The sequence below is a fragment of the Micromonospora sp. CNZ285 genome (genome assembly GCF_004637285.1).
This window is the reverse complement of record NZ_SPQD01000001.1, coordinates 5560130-5579226: the sequence shown is the minus strand read 5'-3', so window position 1 is coordinate 5579226 and position 19097 is coordinate 5560130. Positions and strand designations below refer to the sequence as shown.

General features: G+C 71.7%; 17 protein-coding genes. 6 read left to right on the top strand and 11 right to left on the bottom strand.

Annotated elements, in window-relative coordinates; genetic code table 11:
* Nucleotides 1-12 precede the first annotated feature (12 nt).
* From CLT75_RS25545 to CLT75_RS25535, 4 genes are all read left to right on the top strand, one after another.
* Nucleotides 13-2415: a CHAT domain-containing protein gene (locus CLT75_RS25545; protein WP_135242806.1), complete on the top strand. Its 2403-nt coding sequence runs from the start codon at nt 13-15 to the stop codon at nt 2413-2415.
* Between the two features lie 22 nt (nt 2416-2437).
* Nucleotides 2438-5317, top strand: a complete 2880-nt coding sequence (locus CLT75_RS25540) for a CHAT domain-containing protein (RefSeq protein WP_135242805.1) — start codon at nt 2438-2440, stop codon at nt 5315-5317.
* A gap of 11 nt (nt 5318-5328) precedes the next feature.
* Complete coding sequence (locus tag CLT75_RS32780) at nt 5329-5505, top strand: hypothetical protein (protein ID WP_167796961.1); 177 nt, start codon at nt 5329-5331, stop codon at nt 5503-5505.
* Nucleotides 5506-5593: 88 nt separating this feature from the next.
* Nucleotides 5594-6112 (top strand): cupin domain-containing protein, encoded by a 519-nt coding sequence (locus tag CLT75_RS25535; protein WP_135242804.1) that lies wholly within the window; start codon nt 5594-5596, stop codon nt 6110-6112.
* A gap of 15 nt (nt 6113-6127) precedes the next feature.
* Here CLT75_RS25535 and CLT75_RS25530 read toward each other — a convergent pair whose 3' ends face one another.
* From CLT75_RS25530 to CLT75_RS25520, 3 genes are all read right to left on the bottom strand, one after another.
* Nucleotides 6128-6427, bottom strand: a complete 300-nt coding sequence (locus tag CLT75_RS25530) for a hypothetical protein (RefSeq protein ID WP_167796960.1) — start codon at nt 6425-6427, stop codon at nt 6128-6130.
* 133 nt (nt 6428-6560) lie between these two features.
* The gene (locus CLT75_RS25525; protein ID WP_135242803.1) at nt 6561-8039 is read right to left on the bottom strand and encodes an endo-1,4-beta-xylanase; all 1479 of its coding nucleotides are present in this window, start codon (nt 8037-8039) and stop codon (nt 6561-6563) included.
* Between the two features lie 290 nt (nt 8040-8329).
* A complete protein-coding gene (locus CLT75_RS25520; protein ID WP_135242802.1) occupies nt 8330-8761 on the bottom strand; it encodes a winged helix-turn-helix transcriptional regulator in 432 nt (143 codons plus the stop codon).
* 115 nt (nt 8762-8876) lie between these two features.
* On the opposite strand from CLT75_RS25520, the gene CLT75_RS25515 reads away from it, so the two are divergent.
* A complete protein-coding gene (locus CLT75_RS25515) occupies nt 8877-9791 on the top strand; it encodes an NADP-dependent oxidoreductase (RefSeq protein ID WP_135242801.1) in 915 nt (304 codons plus the stop codon).
* Here CLT75_RS25515 and CLT75_RS25510 read toward each other — a convergent pair.
* The 8 genes from CLT75_RS25510 to CLT75_RS25475 all read right to left on the bottom strand — a co-directional run bounded on the left by CLT75_RS25510 (nt 9773) and on the right by CLT75_RS25475 (nt 17877).
* Nucleotides 9773-12934, bottom strand: a complete 3162-nt coding sequence (locus CLT75_RS25510; protein WP_135242800.1) for a helicase HerA domain-containing protein — start codon at nt 12932-12934, stop codon at nt 9773-9775. The genes CLT75_RS25515 and CLT75_RS25510 overlap by 19 nt on opposite strands.
* Complete coding sequence (locus CLT75_RS25505) at nt 12934-13587, bottom strand: hypothetical protein (protein ID WP_135242799.1); 654 nt, start codon at nt 13585-13587, stop codon at nt 12934-12936. Before CLT75_RS25505 ends, CLT75_RS25510 begins: the two co-directional genes overlap by 1 nt.
* Nucleotides 13574-14566, bottom strand: a complete 993-nt coding sequence (locus tag CLT75_RS25500; protein ID WP_135242798.1) for a DUF559 domain-containing protein — start codon at nt 14564-14566, stop codon at nt 13574-13576. The genes CLT75_RS25505 and CLT75_RS25500 overlap by 14 nt, the downstream gene beginning before the upstream one ends.
* Before the next feature lie 111 nt (nt 14567-14677).
* Nucleotides 14678-15472, bottom strand: coding sequence for an ABC transporter permease (locus CLT75_RS25495; RefSeq protein WP_135242797.1), 795 nt, complete (start codon nt 15470-15472; stop codon nt 14678-14680).
* Nucleotides 15469-16374: an ATP-binding cassette domain-containing protein gene (locus tag CLT75_RS25490; protein ID WP_135242796.1), complete on the bottom strand. Its 906-nt coding sequence runs from the start codon at nt 16372-16374 to the stop codon at nt 15469-15471. Before CLT75_RS25490 ends, CLT75_RS25495 begins: the two co-directional genes overlap by 4 nt.
* Nucleotides 16371-16742: a hypothetical protein gene (locus tag CLT75_RS25485; RefSeq protein WP_135242795.1), complete on the bottom strand. Its 372-nt coding sequence runs from the start codon at nt 16740-16742 to the stop codon at nt 16371-16373. Before CLT75_RS25485 ends, CLT75_RS25490 begins: the two co-directional genes overlap by 4 nt.
* Nucleotides 16742-17338, bottom strand: a complete 597-nt coding sequence (locus tag CLT75_RS25480; protein WP_135244126.1) for a helix-turn-helix domain-containing protein — start codon at nt 17336-17338, stop codon at nt 16742-16744. Before CLT75_RS25480 ends, CLT75_RS25485 begins: the two co-directional genes overlap by 1 nt.
* A gap of 77 nt (nt 17339-17415) precedes the next feature.
* Nucleotides 17416-17877 carry a MarR family transcriptional regulator gene (locus tag CLT75_RS25475; protein WP_135242794.1) on the bottom strand — a complete coding sequence of 154 codons (462 nt, stop codon included), beginning with the start codon at nt 17875-17877 and terminating at the stop codon, nt 17416-17418.
* 94 nt (nt 17878-17971) lie between these two features.
* Here CLT75_RS25475 and CLT75_RS25470 point away from each other — a divergent pair, with 94 nt between their 5' ends.
* Nucleotides 17972-19063, top strand: a complete 1092-nt coding sequence (locus tag CLT75_RS25470; RefSeq protein ID WP_135242793.1) for an epoxide hydrolase family protein — start codon at nt 17972-17974, stop codon at nt 19061-19063.
* Nucleotides 19064-19097 lie beyond the last annotated feature (34 nt).

Sequence of the window (19097 nt, the reverse complement as noted above, 5' to 3'; positions counted from 1 at the left end):
GAAGGAGCAGTGATGACCAGCCGTGCGGGAGAGCCCGAGCACCTCAGGCGAGCACAGGCCGCCGCCCGGATCCAGGAGGTGCTCAGCGCGGCCCACGACGGAAGCCTTGTCGACGTTCGCGCGAAGATTGCCGAGATGGACCGCCTCGCTGCGGAGTTCGCCGGTGATCCGCTGGTTCGGCGACTGGCCGAGCTCGCGGGGGCCACGCTCGAGATGGTCGCCGGCTATCCCCAGGGCGGTGGAAGCAGGATCGCGACGGCACTGTCGAACCTCAGCGACCTGATTGCGGGCAACCCCGAGTTCGACGCGATGCGGGCGATCCTGCCGAACCTCGTTGCCGCCTACCAGGCCAATCAAGCCGGCGACGATGGCACGGCACTTGCCCTGTTCGCTGATGTGGCCGAGCGGTCCGCCGATCTTTCGCCGGGGCATCCGCTTCGTGAGGCGATGGCTGAGGCCGGACCGATGGCGCAGGCACTGGGCGCCATAAGCAACGGTGAGGTGCCGGCGATCCCCCGGGTACGGGCGGGCGAGTCCGCGACGGACCGCCTGACCCAACTGGTGGCCTTTGGCGGCATGACGATGCGGCAGGGCGCCGAGACCGACCTGGACACCGTCAACACCGGTCTCGACGCCCTGCGCGAGGCCGTGGCCCTGAGTCCCGACACCCACCCACACCACGTGTTCCACCTGGCCTCGCTCGCGCTGGGGCTAACCCACCGCTCGGAAGTGACCGGCTCACTCGCCGACGTCGACGAGGCCATCACGGTGCTGGAGCGCGCCCACGAGGCGGCCGGTGGTCCGGAACACCCGAACTGGTCGTTCGTCAACGAGATGCTCGCCGGGCTTCGGCGGCGACGTGACGAAGCCCGGCCTTCCCGGCTCCACACATTCGAAGGGCTACGCGGCTACACGTGGCGGATTCTGCTGCAACCCGATCCGATGTCCGCTCGGGCCGTCGCCGCCGAGGCGGCCAAGGAGGCAGTGGCGGCCGCCGGTCGGTTCCTGATCGACCACCATCCGGCGGACGCGCTACGGGCGCTGGACGCAGGTCGCGGCCTGATGTTGTTCGCGGCCACCGAGCTACGTGACCCGTACACCCGGCTGGTCGAGGCGGGGCACCGCGATCTGGCCGACCGGTGGCGGGAGGTGGGCGATCCGCCGCTGCGGCTGCGCGAGGAGGTTCTCGCGGTGCTGGCCCGGGACACGGGCCTCCTCGACGCGCCTGACCTCGACGAGATCCAGGAGGCGCTGCGCCGGCTCGGCGCGGATGCTCTCGTGTACCTGGTTCCGGCGGAGTCACGAACACCGGGCTGGGCGGTGGTCGCCCCGATCGAGGGCCCTCCGCGTTTCGTCGCCCTGCCACACCTGTCGATCGCCGCCGGCACCGATGTCGAGCGTTATCTCAGCGCCGTGGTGAGTCGAGCCGGGCGCCTCCTCCGCGAGGTGGATCCGATCGACGAACCAGCACTCGCCGAAAGCCTCGATGAGGTGTGCGGATGGGCGTGGAAGGCCGCGATGGGGCCGTTGCTCAAGCCGTACCTCGGCGGGGAGCGCCTGGCACGCCTCGTCCTGATCCCCATGGGGGACCTCGCCCGCGTGCCCTGGCAGGCGGCGCGCGCCCCGGACGGCAGCTACGCGGTGCAGCATGTCGCGCTGACGCAGGCTGTCTCAGCGCGGATGCTGTGCGACACCGCGGCGGCCGAGCCGGTCCCGGTGAGTCCCGCTGGCATGATCGTGGCCGACCCGGACACCGCGGGCCGGGCGTCGGACCTACGGTCCGCACGGCTCGAGGCGTACGCGATCCACCAGGTCTTCTATCCGGGCGCGACCTATGTCGGCCGGCGCCCGGACGGAAGGGTCAGTCGCTCCGGCGCGGGCACCGCCGATGACGTGCGCACCTGGTTGCGCGCCGACGGTTCCCGGGCCGGCACCTTTCTGCACCTCGCGTCGCACGGCGTCATCGAGACGGCCCAGACATCCGCGTCGTCGCGCCTGCTGCTGGCGGAGGGCGACCTTGCCGCGGACGAGTTGATGGGCGTCATGACCGAGGCCGGACGCCGCCCGATCGCCCTCGTGGTGCTCGCGGCCTGCAACTCCGGCCGGTCGGTCCACGGATACGACGAGGCGTACAGCCTCGGGACGATGTTCATGGCGGCGGGCGCGCGCTCGGTGCTGTCGACGCAGTGGAGCGTCCCCGACCAGGAGACTTCCCTGCTCATGTACATGTTTCACCATTTTCTGACGACCGAGCGACGCGCGCCGTGGGACGCACTACACCGGGCGCAGCTGTGGATGCTCGACGACGATCGGCAGCCGCCGCGGAAGATGCCGATCCCGCTGCGCCGAATGCTTGAGGATGCCGACCCCGCACGTGTGGTCGCTTGGGCTGGATTCGTCCACTGGGGACGGTAATGAACGGGAGGGCGACGACGCCATGGACGACGACGTGACGAAGCTTCAGGATGATCGAGGGCCGGCGCGGCTGCCGACCCTGGTGCGGCTCGGCCAGAAGCTGAGCCAAGAGTACTGGCGGATGGGGCCGGGCCAGCCCACCTCACTCGGCAAACTGTCCGCCGCGCTCGATGCGTGGCGCGAGGCCTACCGCTTGGCATGCGCGGGCGACGACCCGGCACGCGGCCAGATCGCTGCCCTGTACGGCTGGCTCCTGGCCACCCGCTACACCGCTCACGGTGGCGCTTCCCAGGACCGGCAAGTCGCCATGTCCGTGCTCGCCGAAGCGACGAGGTTCACCACTCTGCCGCCGGTGCAGGCCACGACCGTACCCCTGATCTTGGGTCAACTGTTCCTCAGCCGGGCGGTCGAGGCGCTGGGTCCGGGCGCTCGCAGTGGGTTCCTCGGCGGTCCTCCGGCAGCCGGCAGCGCGGACATCAGCGAGGCCGCCCGGCTGTTTCGCGGGGTGCTGGCCCGGGAACCGATCAACCCCGACATCGCCACCGCCGCCCGCACCATGCTTGACATCACGGAGATGATCCAGCCGCTACTCGACGGTGATCTGGCCCGCTTCGACCTCAGCAAGCTCAGTGACTTGGCGGCGGAGTTGAGCCGCCTGCAACGCGGCATGGGTCCGTACCTGTCGCTGCTGCACGCAGACCCGATGGACTACCCGGTCCTCGACATGCTGGGCCCCGCAGCGGAGCAGCCGACGATCCCGCCGCGCCGCGCCGCCCCCGCCGCGCCGACCGGCCAGTCCCCCACAGCTTCGGCCCGCCGGGCCGCCCGGGAACAACTCAGGGCACTGGTTCCGGACCCCGGGCTCGCCGTCTGGGAGCAGGTCCGCGTACTACTCACCACCGACCTCACGGTGCCGGCCGCAGGCCTGGACGCCCTCGTGGGAGCGGCGGCCAACGCGGTCACCGCCGAGGAGGACGGCACACCAGTGGAGCACGGCCTCGACCTGCTGCTGCTTGCCGTCGGGCTGTGCCTACGCCACCGACGCGACGGCAGCGGCTGGGGTGACGACGGCGACGAGGCGCCCGATGCCACGCTGTCCACCGCCGCCGACCATCTCGCCGTCGCATCGGATCGTGTTCCACCTGGGCACCCCGCCGCGATCGTGCTTGTCGAGGCGATAGGCGAGGTTCTCGACGACACCCGACCGCTGTCCGGACCGATCACGAGCGTCGCCGGTACCTTCGCCTCGTACGCGGAGCGGATCCCCTCCCCGCCGTCCGCGGTGACCGCGCTCGCCGAGTTGTGCCGGACGGTGGTTGCGCTCCGCGACGACATGCCCGTCGATCTGGAAGCCTTCGCCGCCGCCGTGCCGACGCATCCCCGGCCACCGGCCCTGTCCGTCGCGGTCACGCATGCGCGGCTCGCCGCTGCGGTTCGGGCCGGCGAGCCCATCGCCGCCGACCCCGCCCTCGGCGAACTGGCCGGACTACTCGACGCACTGCTCCGCGACGATCGCGACGCCCTCAGCGCCTCGGTCGACGCGCTCCCAGGGCGACAGCCGCCGCGGGTGGCCGCGATCCTCGGCGCGGTCCGGCTGAAGCTGCAAGATCCGGGGGCCGCGATTCCCCTGCTGTCACGTGCCGCCCGCGCTCTCGACGACAGCGGTCTGCGTACGCGCACCTGGTGGCGGCTCGCCGAGGCGTATCGGCGTCGGGGCGCTGCCGGAGACACCGCGCTCAGTCGCGAGGCAGGAGTGAACGCGCTCAGCGGCCCGGACCCGGACCGGCACCGAGCAGCCCGGTTCGCAGGCTGGATGCTCGCCGACGGACAGACCGAAGATGCATTCGTGGCACTGGAGGTCGCCGGGGCCTCTCCCGAACGACCGGGCGACCACCTCACCCGTGACGTGTTGTCAGTCATCATCGGAGCAGCACCGCGCGCGGTGGACGCCGCAGAACCACCGACCCCGGCGATGGTCGCCGCTGCGCTCCGAGAACTCGACGTCGCCGCCTTGGTGTACCTGCATCCAACCGACGACGCGGGACGGACCGCCGGAGTGCTCTGCCTCCACGCCGGGACCGACCGGCTCGACCTGCTCGCCAACGTTCCCGTGGCCGATCCGCTGAACTCCGATGACCCTGGTCTGCCGGCGGTCCTGGGAAGGTGGACCAGCGGCAACCTGCTGATCGCCGCGACCGGCGGTCTCGACCGGCTGGCGCTGAGCGCAGTGCGCATCGGTGGAGATCGCCGGTTGGCACAGGACGTCGTGCTGTCGTCCGTGACGTCCGGAGCCCAGGTGGTACGGCTCGCCGCACGACCGGTGACACCGGTGGATGCCGAACCGCTCTTCGTCGTCAATCCACGCGGCGACCGCGACCCGTCGATGGCCGACGTCATGGTCGTACGGCGGCTGTTCTATCCGCGGTCGGCCTGCCTGGGCAGATCGCTGGAGCCGATCGACGCGGTCGGGACACCGGACGACCTGCTCAAGCGGATGCCCGGCGCATCGCTCGTGCACCTGGCTTGCGGAACAAGAGGCGACACCATCGAACTGGCCGAGGGCCGGACGCTGGACATGGCGGACCTCCACGGCGGAGGCGGGCTGGCCGTGCTCACGGAGGGCACCGCACCGAAGCTGCTGGACGCCGGTTTCACCGGGGTCGTCGGCTGGCGGTGGGAGGTGCCGGCGCCGTTCGCGGCCCTCGCCCTGTTCATGGTCCACCTGTACCTGGTCGACCGACGGCTGCGCCCCGCTGCGGCGGTGAACGCCACGCAACGCTGGATGCTCGACACCGATCGGGTACTGCCACCGTTTCTGACCGGTGCACACCTGCACACCGTCATGACGACCGACCTGACCCAGCCGGCCCTGTGGGCTGCGCTGGCGTACCACGGTCGCTGACGGGAGCCGGGATGTCCGAGAGCCTGAAGGAACTGTTGCTCACTGAACTGCGACGCGCGGTAGGCGTCCGGATCGAGGTCAGTGACGACCCGAACCAGATCACTGCCGAGTTGATCGGCCGGCTGCGAAGGATCAAGGCGATGCAGAAGCAGTGCGAGTACCGATACGAAGCTGGCGGGGAGCGGTAATCGGTCCGAGGGCGGCGCCAGGTTTAGCGGCTTGCCGGATGGCTATGAGGGGGATCGATCCGCAGACCGACGATCGAGGAGAGAGCTGATGGCCAGCGGTGCGATCCCGTCCGACGATCCGACCCGTACCCTCGTCCACACCCGTCCCGACGACCCCGCACTCACGCACCTCGCCATCGCGGGCGGCACCTACACGATCCTGGTCACCGGCGAGCAGACGGCCGGCCGGTACTGCCTGATCGACATGCGGGTTCCGCCCGGCGGCGGGCCGCCTCCGCACCGGCACGACTTCGAGGAGATGTTCACGGTGCTCGACGGGGCGGTGGAGTTCACGTTCCGGGGCGAGCAGACCGTCGCGCGGGCCGGGGACACGATCAACATTCCGGCGAACGCGCCGCACTTCTTCCGCAACTCGTTCGACCAGCCCGCGCGGCTGCTCTGCATGTGCACGCCGGCCGGGCAGGACGAGTATTTCCTGCGCGTGGGCGATCGGGTGGACGGTCCCACGTCGCCGCCGCCGGCTCTCACCGACGAGGAGCAGGCCGAGCGCCGGAACCGGGCCGCCACGCTGGCCGCCGAGTACCGCTCGGAGTTGCTTGTCCCTTGACCTGGCGGGCACGAATCAGGCGTGCCGGGCGGCGATCTCTCGCAGGCCTTCGTAGAACGTGACCATCTCGGTGTCGCTCTGGTCGATGGTCCGCAGGCGGCGGGTCACGCCCTCAACGAGCGCTGCCGCGATTCGCTCGGCTCGGTCCGGTTCCATGCCCGGCAGCCTCAGCAGGCCCATCGCCCGGGCGGGCCACATGTGCAGCTCCAGGTCGTCGTCCTGGAGCATCCCGGCCGGCACCGACTCGATGATGTTCGCGTAGACGCGGCCCTGGATGTACCACTCCCGGTCGGCGTCGAAGACCACGATGATCATTGCCGTCTCCGCTCCCCCCGCGCCCGGCCGCCTCACACACTCCGATCAGCCTAATGCTCAGAGACGCGACGGGCGGGCCCGGCGATCGTGTTCAGACCGGGCCCGTCCGTCGCGCGCCTTCCGTACGAGGAGGTCAGCTCGTGGCGACGAGCTGGAACCGCTGGTTGGCCTGGCCGTTGCAGTCGTAGATCTGCACCTGCTGGCCGTTGCCGGTGCCCCAGACGTCGAGGCAGCGGCCGGACTGGACTCCGGTGATGGTGCCGTTGGAGTTGACGTTCCACTGCTGGTTCGTCTGCCCGTTGCAGCTGTAGATCTGGACGGCCGAGCCGTTACCGGAACCGGCGGCGTCCAGGCACATCGAGCCGTACACGGTCAGTTGCCGGCTGGAGGTGTAGGTCCACCGCTGGTTGGTCTGGCCGTGGCAGTCGTAGAGCTGCACCCGGGTGCCGTTGCTCTGCGAGGAGTTCGGTACGTCGATGCACCGGCCGGACTGGTTGCCGACGATCCGGCTCGCGCCGGTGGTCGGCGGCGGTGTGGTCGGCCCGCCGGTCGGCCCGGCGGTCGGCGACGCGGTCGCGGTCGCGGTCGGCGTCGGGTTGGGCGACGCGGAGTTGAGGACGTTGAGGACCGAGTTGTACGCGGCCTTCTTGTTGCCGCCGCCGTCGAACAGCAGCGGGTTCTCGTTCGAGCGCCACGAGTCGCTGTCGCGCACGCCCCACACCGTGATGCCGATACAGCGCGGCACGTTGATGCACGCCTGGGTCAGGCCCGCGTACTGGCTGGTCGAGGAGTTCGTGACGTCGACCTCGGTCAGCGCCACGTCCACCCCGAGCGCGGCGAAGTTCTGCAGCGTGGTCTGGAAGTTGCCGGGCAGTGAGCTGCCGCCGGTGAAGTGGGTCTGCAGGCCGACGCAGTCGATCGGGACGCCGCGGGACTTGAAGTCCCGGATCATGTTGTAGACACCCTGTGTCTTGCCGTACGACCAGTTCTCGATGTTGTAGTCGTTGTAGCAGAGCTTCACCGATGGGTCGGCCGCCCGGGCGGTCCGGAACGCGACCTCGATCCAGTCGTTGCCGGTCCCCTGGAGGTTGGAGCTGCGGCGGCTGCCGTCCTCGTTGAACGCCTCGTTGACCACGTCCCACGCGGCCAGCTTGCCCCGGTAGTGGGCCATCACACCGTTGATGTGATCGATCATCGCCTGCCGCAGGTTGCTGCCGCTCAGGCTCTGCATCCAGCCCGGCTGCTGCGCGTGCCAGGCCAGGGTGTGGCCGCGGACCTGGAGGCCGCGCTGGGTGGCCCAGTTGTAGATCTGGTCACCGGAGGAGAAGTTGAACTGGCCCCGCTGGGGCTGCAGCGCTTCCGGCTTCATCTCGTTCTCGGCCGTGATCATGTTGAATTCACGTGCCGCGATGGTGCTGTACGTCGAGTCGCCCAGCCGGTTCGCCGCGATGGCGGTGCCGAAGTAGCGGCCCGACTGTGCCGCGGCGGCACCGAGCGTGCTCGCCGCCGCCTGGGCGAGGCTGGGCACCACGAGCGCGGCGCCGGCGAGAGCCAGCGCGCTGCTGACGGCGGCCAGCACCACGCGGTGGCTGCGCCTCGGTAGATGTTTCATGACACTCCTCTGCATATCGGACGATGATGCGCTGGCGATGCCCGGCTCGACGCGGGTGGGAGCCGGCGGTGCGCCCACCCCCGCGTCACTGCCCTGAAACTTTTCGAAGATGTACCGGTAACTTCCCTGGGAAGATATCCGCGACGGCACGATCGGTCAATGTCGATGTCAACGCGAACATGGACTCCACCGGCTGATCAGCGCGGGAGTCCATGGACGGCCGTGAGAGCGAAGCGCAACGAGAACCGAGAGGAGTACCGAAAGTTTCGGAGAATCCCGGCGTGGCCGGGTCAGCTCTGGGCGGCTGTGTCGTACCGCTCGCGGTTGGCGTGCACCTCGTCCATGTGCGCCTCGGCCCACAGCTTCATGCCGTACATCAGCTGGTGCAGCGACTGACCGAGGTCGGTCAGCTCGTAGGTGACGGTGACCGGCACGCTCGGCGTCACGGTGCGGGTGACCAGGCCGTCGCGTTCCAGTGAGCGCAACGTCTGGGTGAGCATCTTCTGGCTGACCCCGGCCAGCCGGCGGGACAACTCGGAGTAGCGCATGGCCCGCGGCTCCGCGTTGCGGTCCGGGCCGTCGCGGCCGAGCGCGGCCAGGATCAGCGCCACCCACTTGTCGGAGATCCGGTCCAGGAGTTGCCGGCTCGGGCAGCCGGCGAGGAACGCGTCGTACTCCTCACGCGCCTGCGCCCGCTTCTCCGCCGCCGTCTGCGTCGGCATCGTCCGCGCCTCCCACCCGGGGGTACCCAACGCACTCCGAAGTGCGTACTTCCCGAAGGAAAGTTACCCCTCCATCGTGGAGCAGGGCATCCCTCACGAACAAGGAGACACCATCATGGGTACGCGCACCTTCCGCGCCGCCGTCGTCCGCAACCCGGGCGGACCGGACACGATCGAGATCATCGACGTTCCGGAGCGCGAGCCGGGGCCCGGCGAGGTCCGGGTGGACGTCGCGGCGGCACCGGTCAACCCGGCCGACCTCGGGGTCGTCGGCGGCTTCTTCCACTCGCTGGGGCTCATCCACCAGCCGCACCACACCGGCCTGGGCTGGGACTTCGCCGGTGTCGTCGCGGCGGCTGGCCCCGGCGTCGACCTCACCGTGGGCACGCGGGTCGCCGGACTGGTCGGCGGGTTCGACCGCGACTTCGGCACGTACGCCGAGCAGCTCGTCGTACCAGTGGCCGCCCTGGCGGTCGTACCCGATGATCTGGACCTGGTGGCGGCGGCGACGGTGCCGCTCAACGGCCAGACCGCGGCGCAGATCGTCGACCTGCTCGGCGACCCGCCCGCCGGCGGCCGGCTGCTGGTCACCGGCGCGGCCGGCGCGGTGGGCGGCTACGTCGTGCCGCTCGCCCGGGCCCGGGGATGGCGGGTGACCGGCCTGGCCCGGGCCGCGGACGAGGAGTTCGTCCGCGGGCTCGGCGCCGACTTCACCACGGCCGCCGAGCCGGGCTGGGACGCTGTCGCCGACGCCGCGGGCTGGCAGGACCAAGGGCTCGCGCTGGTAGGCGACGGCGGCGTGTTCGTCGGCGTCCGGCCCAACGCCCTGCCGGCCACCGAACGCGGAGTCACCGTGCGCGCTGTCGACGTGCGCCCCGACGGGCTACGCCTGGCCGACCTGCTCGCCCGCACCGCAGCCGGTGAGCTGCCGGCGCGGGTGCACGCGGTCCTGCCGCTGGACCGGGTGGCGGACGCGCACCGGGCGGTGGCCGAGGGCGGGGTACGCGGACGCTACGTGCTGCGTCCCTGACCGCCGCGCGCCCGGTCCAGCACCTCCTCGACGGTGAGCGGGCTGCGCGGATGGTGGGTGAGCGACAGCGGGGTGCGGATCTTGCGGGGTGCGGCGCCCTCGGCGGCGAGGTAGAACTCGCCCACGGTGAGGCGGGAGATGTCCGGCACGTCGCCGCCCTTGGCCCGGGCCATCTCCCGGGCCGCCTCGATCTGGATCGGGCTGTTCATCAGGCCGTAGAGCTGGGTCGCCGCATTGCCCGGGATGCGGTTGTGCAGGCCCTTCGGCGCCTGGGTGGCGAAGATCAGACCGAGGCCGTACTTGCGGGCCTGAGCGGCCAGCGCCAGTGTGCTCTGGGTACACGCGGTCATCGCGCCGGACGGGGCGAACGTCTGCGCCTCGTCCATGATGAGCAGCCCGAGCAGCGGCCGGTCTCCGGCCGGGTTCTTCTTGATCCAGGCGAACAGGGCCATCTGGAGCTGGTTGACGAAACTCTGCCGTACGTCGTCGGACGGCAGACCCACCAGGCTGACCACCGAGACGCGGGCCCGTTTGCCGGGAGCGGGGGTGAGGAGCACGCCGGGGTCCATCGGTGTGCCCTCGCCGCCGAACAGCGGGTCGTTCACCATGGCTGCGGTCAGGGTCTGCGCCAGGCTGAGGCCGATCTTGTCGGCGTCGTCCAGGTCGATGATTCCGTCCGGCAGGTCGGCGAGCGTGTCGATGAGGCCCTGCAGGCGGGAGCCGCCGCGCCGCCCGTAGTGCTCGACCGCCTTGCGCAGCACGGCCAGCCCCAGATGAGCCCGGGTGGCCCGGCCGGTGAGCATGGCGCGCGGCGCGAGGGACGCGACGGCGGCCTCGACGGCCTCGCCGAACTCGTCCGGGTCGTCGCGTACGCCGGTGAAGTCGGGCAGCGGCTGGAAGCTCAGCGGGCGACCCGAGTTGCGGCGGGGCGTCCAGACGACGACGTCGGTGTGGGTGAGGTAGTCGCGGGCCCGGTCCGCGTCACCCGGTCGCCACTGCGCCGGCGGCTCGGGCCATCCCTCGCCGAGCCGTGCGAGGTCGTTGTTCGGGTCGAGCACGATGGCGGAGATGCCCGCCAGCGCGCACTCCTCGACGATGCGGCGGATGAGGACGGTCTTACCGGAGCCGGACCCGGCGAAGATCGTGGTGTGCTTGCGCAACGCCTCCAACGCCAGCGGCACGGGCGTCCCGTCGTCGTACCCGTGCCCGACGACGAAGGAGGGATCGGCCGGGCCGGTGACGGCAGCGGCTGGCGGCGGCTCGGCGGGTTCCGGCATCGGCCCGGCGTCGGGGCCCCACCGCTCCACGTCGGCCAGGGCGTGCTGGAGGAACTTCAGCTCCCGGGTCGGCCGGCGCTCGGCCAGCCAGCCCTGAAGGTCCATGGTGGCCTCGGCGAGCATGACCCGCAGCGCGGAGAGGACCCGCAGGTCCTCCTCGTCGACGCCGAGCGTCTGGCCGCCCGCCGCGGTGAACGCCCCCACTGCCTTGCTGGTGGCCGCGCTGGTCGACCAGGCGCGGTTGCGCAGCAGGAACAGCTTGCGCCTGCCGGAGCCTGTGTCGAGGGCGGCGGCCACTGACGCCTTGCGGAGCCGGGCCAGCGCGGCGTTGCCGTGGTGGTCGTCGCCGATCGCCCGGAAACACCAGTGCACCTGGTCCTCGGTGCGCTCGTCGAGCGTGAGCCGCAGCCGGGCGTGCAGCGGCGGGTCGGTGCTCGGGGGCGGGTCGACACTGAACGCCTCGCCCGCGTCGCCCCGCTCCAGGATCCAAGCGGTGAGCCCGGCGGCGAGCAGTGGCGGCATGGCCGCGTCCTCGGATGCGCGGCGCAGCGGGCCGGTGACGTCGGCGGCCTCCCGCAGCTCGGCGAACCGGGCGTCGTAGCGGTCCATCTCCTCGCCGGTGGCGGTCACCGGGGCGGGCCGGGGAGCCCGGGGTTCCGCGATGGGCGGCTCGCCGAGGCTCGTCATCTCCCGGACCTCGTCGTCGGCGAGGCATTCGCGGATGTGCTTGTCGATCTCGATGAGCAGCTGACGCGGGGTGAACGCACCGGCCTCGGCGAAGGCGCGCGGGGACACCGGCCACGACGGGTACGGCGGGACGAACCCCGCCTCCTGGTAGCGGAGGGTGAACCGCTTCTCGATGATCGCCCGGGCCACGTCGGCGTCGTCGATGCGACGCAGCGGCGGCGTCTCCCGGAACCGGTCCGCGACGGTGTCGGCGGCGGTGGACTTGATGATGGTCCACGAGTTCGGAATGCAGGCCAGGACGGTGAGCGTGCGCCGGGTCGTCTGCCGTAACGCCATCAGGCCGTCCGCCATCCGGGCCAGCATCAGCGCCTGCTCCGGGCTCATCGCGGCGGCACCGCCCAGGGCGGGATCGCTCTGGATCGCCAACTGGGCGATGAGCGTGTCGATCTGGTCGATCGCCACCACCGACGGGCCGGTGAGGGCGAGAAGCCAGGACAGGTCCTGCACGATCTGCTGGGCAGGGCGCGGAACGCGGCGCATGCCCCAGGCCGCGCGTTCCCCGGCGGCCACCTCCTCGCCCGAGAGGAAGTAGTTCTCCGCGATGTCGCGGTGGGAGATGTCCTCGGAGGCGCTGAGCGCCAGCGCGCGTGCCGTCTCCTGGCAGGTGCGGGCGGCATGCCTGTCGAAGGCGCCCAGCCCTTCCAGGAATGCGTCGAGCGCCGCTCGGGTCAGCTCGGTGTCGCCCATGACGGCCCGGCGCGCCGTTCGGGGTGCCCCGACCAGGGCGGACAGGCGCCGCAGCAGCAGTTTGAGCTGCGTCTCGCGCCTGCCGGGCACCGGCCGGGACAAGCCGTCGAGCATCGCGGCGAGCACGCCGTCCCAGAAGCTACCGGCGTCGAGCAGACCGACCAGGAAGAAGTAGCCCTCACGCTCCTGCACCTGCTGGCGGATCACACCCAGCAGGTGGGTCTTGCCGGAGCCGCGCTGACCCTGGACGACCAGGCCGAGCGGGCTGCCGTGCGGGTTCGCCGCGGCCTCGTCCACTCCGGCGAGCACATCCCGGAGGACCGGGACGTGCAGTCCCTCGACGTGGAAGGGCAACGGCCGCCACACGTCGTCGGGCACCGGCGCCCAGTCGAACCGCAGGGCGGCCAACGCGTTCCGTTCCGCCTCGTTCATCACACGCCGATCGCCAGCAGGTGGTTCTCCTGCCCGCCGAGGCGGAGCGCGGCAGCGGTGTCCGCCTCGGTGAGCGTCTTCTGGTTCGACTCCGGCGCGATGGTGACGCCCTCGGACCGGCTGAGCTGCCGCAGCGCCTCGTCCAGGTCGTCGCGGGGCAGATCGGCGAAGAACGGTCGCAGGCGCCGAAGGCTCACCCAGGCGCCGGGCTCGTCGGCGAGCGCGCGGTACGCGGCGACGACACGTGCCTCCAGCGACCCGGACGCTTCGGGAGCCGGTGCCGGGGCCGGGCCGCGCACGTCGGTGAGCGCGAAGAGTTCGGCGAGCGTCGCACAGCCGCTGCGGGCCAGGACACGATCGCGCAGGTGCGCCTGCACCGCGGTGAGCGCGGCGCCGAGCGCGCTCGCTCCCCGCAGCGTGAAGTCGAGGTCGCTCTGCATCCGTACCCAGCCCTTGTCGTCCAGTTGCAGGGCGTACGTCGAGCCGCTCTTGCGGCTGGCGACGTAGTGCAGGCGGGTGAGCTTGTCGCGCTGCGGCTTGCGTACGTCAAGCCCGTAACGGTCGCGGAGTTCGGTGTTCAGCACCTCCCGCGCCTCGGCCATGAGCACGACGAGGATCGCGCTCTCGGATGCGGTCAGGTCATCGCCGGCCATGATGCCGTCCTTCCGCCAGGTCTCGGCGACGTGCCCGCAGATAGGTGCCGATCTGCTGGATCACGGTGCCGACGTCGTGGATTACTCGGGCGTTCGTGAAGCGCAGGACGGCGTAGCCGTCCAGTTGCAGTTGGACGTCGCGTTGCCGGTCGGCCTCGAAGCGGACCGGGCGGCAGTGCTCCGGACCGTCGATCTCCACCACGCACCGCTCGTCCGGCCACAGTAGATCCAGCCGCACCGGCGCGGCCAGGCGGTGCGACTGGTAGCTCTGGTTCCATCTCCGTCCGGCCGCCCAACTCTGGGCCGCGAGCGCCGCCTCCAGCCTCTTCTCGGCGTCGCTGCCCGGGTGCGGCCGGCCCGCCACCGGCGCCTGGCCGACGGGCGCTGCCGGCGGTGCGACGCGGAAAGCCGGAAGTCCGTCCAGCCCGACCGCACCGGCTCCGGCCAGCCAGACCGCCGGGCCACCGTGCTGCACGAGCCACGCGGCCCCGGCCGCCATCACCGCGCCGTCACCGTGGGCCGGCTCGGCGAGCAGCACCACTTTCCGTCTGCCGAATGCGCCGGCGACGAGACGCGCCAACGCGGCGGCCTGGGCGCGCAGCGGGAGCGTCGTGGCGCCGGACCGTCGGCCGGTCACCGCGAAGACGGCCAGATCGGACAGGAACGAACCGGGGTAGCGGTCACGGCGCGAGCGTGCGGCGGCCGCGGCTCGCACGGCGGCGAGTCCGGAGGTGTCCGGGCGGACATCGTGCGCGACCTCGGGCAGCCAGGCCGGCAGCAGCTCGACGGCGACCTGTTCGAGCCGGTCCAGCGCGGCGTGCACGAAGTCCGCGGGCATGGCGTACGCCGAGGCCGGGCGGTGCACGACGGCGGCCAGCTCCGCGTGGTCGCGGGCGAGCGTCATGGCGACCGCGTCGGCGTCCGCGCCGGGCAGGGCGACGACGCGGTCGGTCGGCAGACCGGCGAGGACCGGGTCCATGCAGCGTCGGCCCTCCCCCACCGTCGACCCCGGACGTCGGAGGACCAGAGTACGAATCGTCTTCGGCCGGCGCCAGCCCTGATACGCCGGACGGCGACGAAGCGGCGACGCTCAGGTGATGTCGCGGCGCATCGGGACGACCACGGCGATCGCGGCGGCGGCGAGCGCGTACCCGGTCAACAACAGGGCGCCGGCCGCCGGTGGAAGGAGCGCGACGGCGTCGCTGCCGAGCTGCGCGGACATCGCGTCGGCGACGTACGTGAAGTCGGTGAGTGCGGCGGTGGCGCCGGCGGGCAGGAGCGGGTAGAGCGCGTTGACGCCGGGGATCATCATCAGCACGGGCTCGGCCAGGTACAGGTAGCCGACCACGACGCCCACGGCCACGACCTGGTTACGGAGCAGTGCGCCCACGCCGGTGCCGACGAGCAGGTACACCGCCATCGCGACGCCGATGCGGGCGAGCAGCGCCAGCACTGTGGGAGCGGGCAGGCCCAGCGACACGCCACGCGCGGCGGCGACGGTGAACAGGGCCACCGCGGCGGAGCCGGCCAGGGCGATCCCGTAGCCGAGGCCGACGATCGCGTGGGTGGCGAGTTTCGCGGCGAGCACCCGCCCTCGGCGCGGCGCGAACATGAACGTGACGGCGGCGGTGCCGTGCCGGTACTCGGACGTCGCAGCGAGGGCCCCGGCGGCGGCCGGCACGAAGGCGGTGAAACCGAGGAGGCCGAGGATGGATCGCAGGCCCTCCTCGGTGTGCAGGCCGGGCATCGGCGGGTCGAAGTTCTCCGGTCCGACGAGCGCCATGAGCCCGACCAGGCCGCCGCCGAGCGCGAGGGCGGCGAGCAGCAGCCCGGTACACATGCGGGTGGCCAGGACCCGGCGTAGTTCCGCTCTGATCAGGTTCATCGGGCCTCCGCCGGGTCGGTGGTCAGGTCGAGGAAGAGCTGTTCGAGGCTTGTGGTCTCGGTGACCAGCTCGTGGATCCGCAGCCGGTGGTCCGCGGCCAGGTCGGCGACGCGCGGCGCGTCCAGTCCGCGTACCCGCAGTCGGCCGGGCCCGGCCGGTTCGACGGACCCGGCGCCCGCCGTCAGGGCGGCGGCCAGGTCGGTGGCGTCCGGCGAGGTGACGAGCACCGTCGGCGGGCCGGCGAGCCGGGACCACGGCCCGGCGGCGACGAGTTCACCGCGCCGGATGACCACCACGTCGTCCACCACCTGCTGGACCTCGTGCAGGACGTGGCTGGAGACGAGCACGGTGCGGCCCTCGTCGGCGAGGCGGCGCAGCAGTCCGCGGAGCCACGACATGCCTTCCGGGTCCAGGCCGTTCGAGGGTTCGTCGAGCAGCAGGACGCGGGGGTCGCCGAGCAGCGCCGTGGCGAGGCTGAGCCGTTGGCGCATGCCGGTGGAGAATTCCCGGGTACGACGGTCGGCGGCCTGCGCGAGGCCCAGCAGGTCCAGCAGTTCCGCGACGCGACGGTCCGGGCAGCCGGCCATCGCGGCGTAGACACCCAGGTGGTCACGGGCGGTGTGGCCGGGGTGGAACGCGTTGCCGTCGAACACCGCGCCGACGGTCCGCGACGGCTGGGCCAGCCGGCCGTACGGCTGCCCGCCGATCGTGGCGGCGCCGCTGGTGGGAGTCACCAGTCCGGTCAGCATGCGCATCGTGGTGGTCTTGCCGGCGCCGTTCGGGCCGAGGAAGCCGGTGACCGCACCGGGTCGTACGGTGAAGGTCAGGTCGCGGACGGCGGTGACGTCGCCGTAGCGCTTGGTCAGGCCCGACGCCTCGATCGCCAGCCGGTCGCCGGTCATGGCCGGCTCCTCGTCGCACGCTCGATCGTCTCGACCAGGTGCGACGCGGCCGGGTCGGAGACGACGACCTCGTCGAACTCGCCGCCGGCCGCCGCGCGGTCCAGCACCAGGTGCAGACCGGGCTGACCGCGCCGGGCCGCCACGAGCTGCCGGGGACCACCGAAGATGCCCCAGACGCCGACCTTGGTGAAGCCGGACACCGTGTACCCGCGCCGGGCGCCATGGGCCAGCCGGATCGGCTCGTCCACCGGGGCGGCGTGCCGCACGGCGGACAGGCGCAGCGTGAACCGCTCCCGCCCGACCCACATTCGTTCCCATCCGGTGAACCGGATGTCGATCACGTCGCGGTCAAGCGTTACCGAGGCCATCAGTCGTCGCCCTTCGTCGTGTCGGAGTCGTGCGCTGACGTGTGCGTGTCGCCGGGGGTCGCCGGGCGCTCGGCGGGCATCAGGACGGTCGCCAGCAGCCGGGGGATCCGTCCGTCGCCGGGACCTCTGGCGAGCAACGGGCCGACAAGCGCGTTGAGCCCGGCCGCGAACTCGTGCAGCTCGGCGTCGGTCAGGTGCAGGACGAGCTGCTGGTATCCGACGCCGTCGGCGACGAAGTCGACGGACTCCCGGGCGAGGTAGCGGGAGAACTCGGACAGCAGGCTCGACACGAACGCGGTGAAGTAGCGCGCGTGGTCCTCCGGCGTCGCCGTCGCCAGGGCTGCGGGGTCCAGCGCCGCGCCGTGTGCGGGCAGCGCGTACACCCGCTCGACGGCCCCGCGGACCTTGCGCTCCTGCACCACGTCGAGCATCCCGGTCTTCACGAGCGTCGCCAGGTGCCGGTAGAGGGTGGCCTGCGGGACGTCGGGCAGCAGCTCGACCAGGTCGTGCGTGGTCGCCCGGGCACCGGCGACCGCGCGCAGGATGCGGATCCGCACCGGGTGCAGCGCGGTCTCCGCCCACCGCTCCATCGACATCGTCACGCCCCACACGTTATCACTATCGAGAACGATAATGGTAGGCGGTGAATGAGGACGGTGCCGGAGGGCAGCCGTCAGGCGGGCGGGCGGGTGTGGTGGGCCAGCACCCGCGCGAGCAGCCGGGTCAGCTCCGCACGCTCGTCCGGCGACAGTGGCGTGAGCAGCTCGTCCTGCACGGCGGCGAGTCGCTTCTCCAGTCGCCGTAACTGCCGCCGCCCGGCCGTGGTGATGGTGACGACGTTGCGCCGCCGGTCGGCCGGGTCCGGGCTGCGGGTGACGAACTCCCGCTCGGCGAGTTCGTTGAGTGCCGCCACCACGTCGCTGACATGGATGCCGCTGCGTCGGCCGAGGGCCGCCTGGCTGGCCGGCCCGAACTCGTCGAGCGTGGCGAGCAGCCGGAAGTGGTAGCCCCGGGCGTCGACCGCCGCGAGCCCGTCGCTCACCAGCCGCCCGGCGCGTACGGCGGCCTGGGTGATCAGCCAGCTCGGCAGGCCGGCCAGGCGGGTCGGTACGAGGTCCGGGTCCGGGGTCTCCACGTGCACAGCCTAACCGGAAACGTTGGCGTCCCCAACGATCTGCGCTACCGTTTGTGGCACCAACGTTAGTGCCACCAACGATCGGAGCACGACAGTGATCGAGCCGTTCCGTATCCACGTCCCGCAGGCTGATCTCGACGACCTGGCCGACCGCCTGGCCCGTGCCCGCTGGCCCGACGAGCTACCGGACGCCGGGTGGGACTACGGCATCCCGCTGACCCGGGTACGCGAGCTGGCCGAGCACTGGCGCACCGCGTACGACTGGCGAGCGGCCGAGGCCGAGCTGAACCGGTACCCGCAGTTCACCACCACCATCGACGGGCAGACCATCCATTTCCTGCACCTACGCTCCGCCGACCCGGACGCGCTGCCGCTGATCCTCACGCACGGCTGGCCCGGCTCGGTCGTGGAGTTCCTCGACGTGCTCGGCCCGTTGTCCGCACAGTTCCACCTGGTCGTACCGTCGATCCCCGGGTTCGGTTTCTCCGGGCCGACCCGGGAGCGCGGCTGGGACGTCGACCGCGTCGCCCGCGCCTGGGCCGAGCTGATGCGCCGGCTCGGCTACCGGCGGTACGGCGCACAGGGCGGCGACTGGGGCTCGGTCATCTCCACCCGGCTCGGCGGCATCGACTCGGAGCACGTCGTCGGCGTCCACCTCAACTACCTGCCCACGCCCCCACCACCGGGCTGGACCGGGGAGGCCGGACTGTCCGGCGAGGACCGGGACCGGCTGGCCCGGATCATGCGGCTCAAGACGCAGCGGCACCCCCACCAGGTGCTCTACGCCAGCCGGCCGCAGACCGTGTCGTACGCGCTCAACGACTCACCCGTCGGGCAGCTCGCGTGGATCGCGGAGAAGTTCACCGAGTGGAGCGACCCGCGATCCGCAGTCAGCGTGGACCGCATCCTCACCGACGTCTCGGTCTACTGGTTCACCGGCACTGCCGCCTCGTCCGCGCGGCTGGTGCGGGAGAGCGCGTTCGCTGGCCCGCCCGCACCCTGCCCGCCCTCGCTCGGAGTCGCCGTGTTCGCGCACGACATCACCCGGTCCGTCCGGCCGATCGCCGAACTGACGTACACGATCCGGCAGTGGAGCGAGTTCGACAGCGGCGGTCACTTCGCCGCGCTGGAGGTGCCGGAGCTGTTCGTCGACGACGTCCGGTCGTTCTTCTGGAACCTGCGATGACGCCTGGGACGAGTCGCGGAAGTCCCCTGTCCCA

Coding starts and splice junctions, on each gene's coding strand:
- CLT75_RS25545 (WP_135242806.1), top strand. CDS start 13: ATGACCAGCCGTGCGGGAGAGCCCGAGCACCTCAGGCGAGCACAGGCC.
- CLT75_RS25540 (WP_135242805.1), top strand. CDS start 2,438: ATGGACGACGACGTGACGAAGCTTCAGGATGATCGAGGGCCGGCGCGG.
- CLT75_RS32780 (WP_167796961.1), top strand. CDS start 5,329: ATGTCCGAGAGCCTGAAGGAACTGTTGCTCACTGAACTGCGACGCGCG.
- CLT75_RS25535 (WP_135242804.1), top strand. CDS start 5,594: ATGGCCAGCGGTGCGATCCCGTCCGACGATCCGACCCGTACCCTCGTC.
- CLT75_RS25530 (WP_167796960.1), bottom strand. CDS start 6,427: ATGATCATCGTGGTCTTCGACGCCGACCGGGAGTGGTACATCCAGGGC.
- CLT75_RS25525 (WP_135242803.1), bottom strand. CDS start 8,039: ATGAAACATCTACCGAGGCGCAGCCACCGCGTGGTGCTGGCCGCCGTC.
- CLT75_RS25520 (WP_135242802.1), bottom strand. CDS start 8,761: ATGCCGACGCAGACGGCGGCGGAGAAGCGGGCGCAGGCGCGTGAGGAG.
- CLT75_RS25515 (WP_135242801.1), top strand. CDS start 8,877: ATGGGTACGCGCACCTTCCGCGCCGCCGTCGTCCGCAACCCGGGCGGA.
- CLT75_RS25510 (WP_135242800.1), bottom strand. CDS start 12,934: ATGAACGAGGCGGAACGGAACGCGTTGGCCGCCCTGCGGTTCGACTGG.
- CLT75_RS25505 (WP_135242799.1), bottom strand. CDS start 13,587: ATGGCCGGCGATGACCTGACCGCATCCGAGAGCGCGATCCTCGTCGTG.
- CLT75_RS25500 (WP_135242798.1), bottom strand. CDS start 14,566: ATGGACCCGGTCCTCGCCGGTCTGCCGACCGACCGCGTCGTCGCCCTG.
- CLT75_RS25495 (WP_135242797.1), bottom strand. CDS start 15,472: ATGAACCTGATCAGAGCGGAACTACGCCGGGTCCTGGCCACCCGCATG.
- CLT75_RS25490 (WP_135242796.1), bottom strand. CDS start 16,374: ATGACCGGCGACCGGCTGGCGATCGAGGCGTCGGGCCTGACCAAGCGC.
- CLT75_RS25485 (WP_135242795.1), bottom strand. CDS start 16,742: ATGGCCTCGGTAACGCTTGACCGCGACGTGATCGACATCCGGTTCACC.
- CLT75_RS25480 (WP_135244126.1), bottom strand. CDS start 17,338: ATGTCGATGGAGCGGTGGGCGGAGACCGCGCTGCACCCGGTGCGGATC.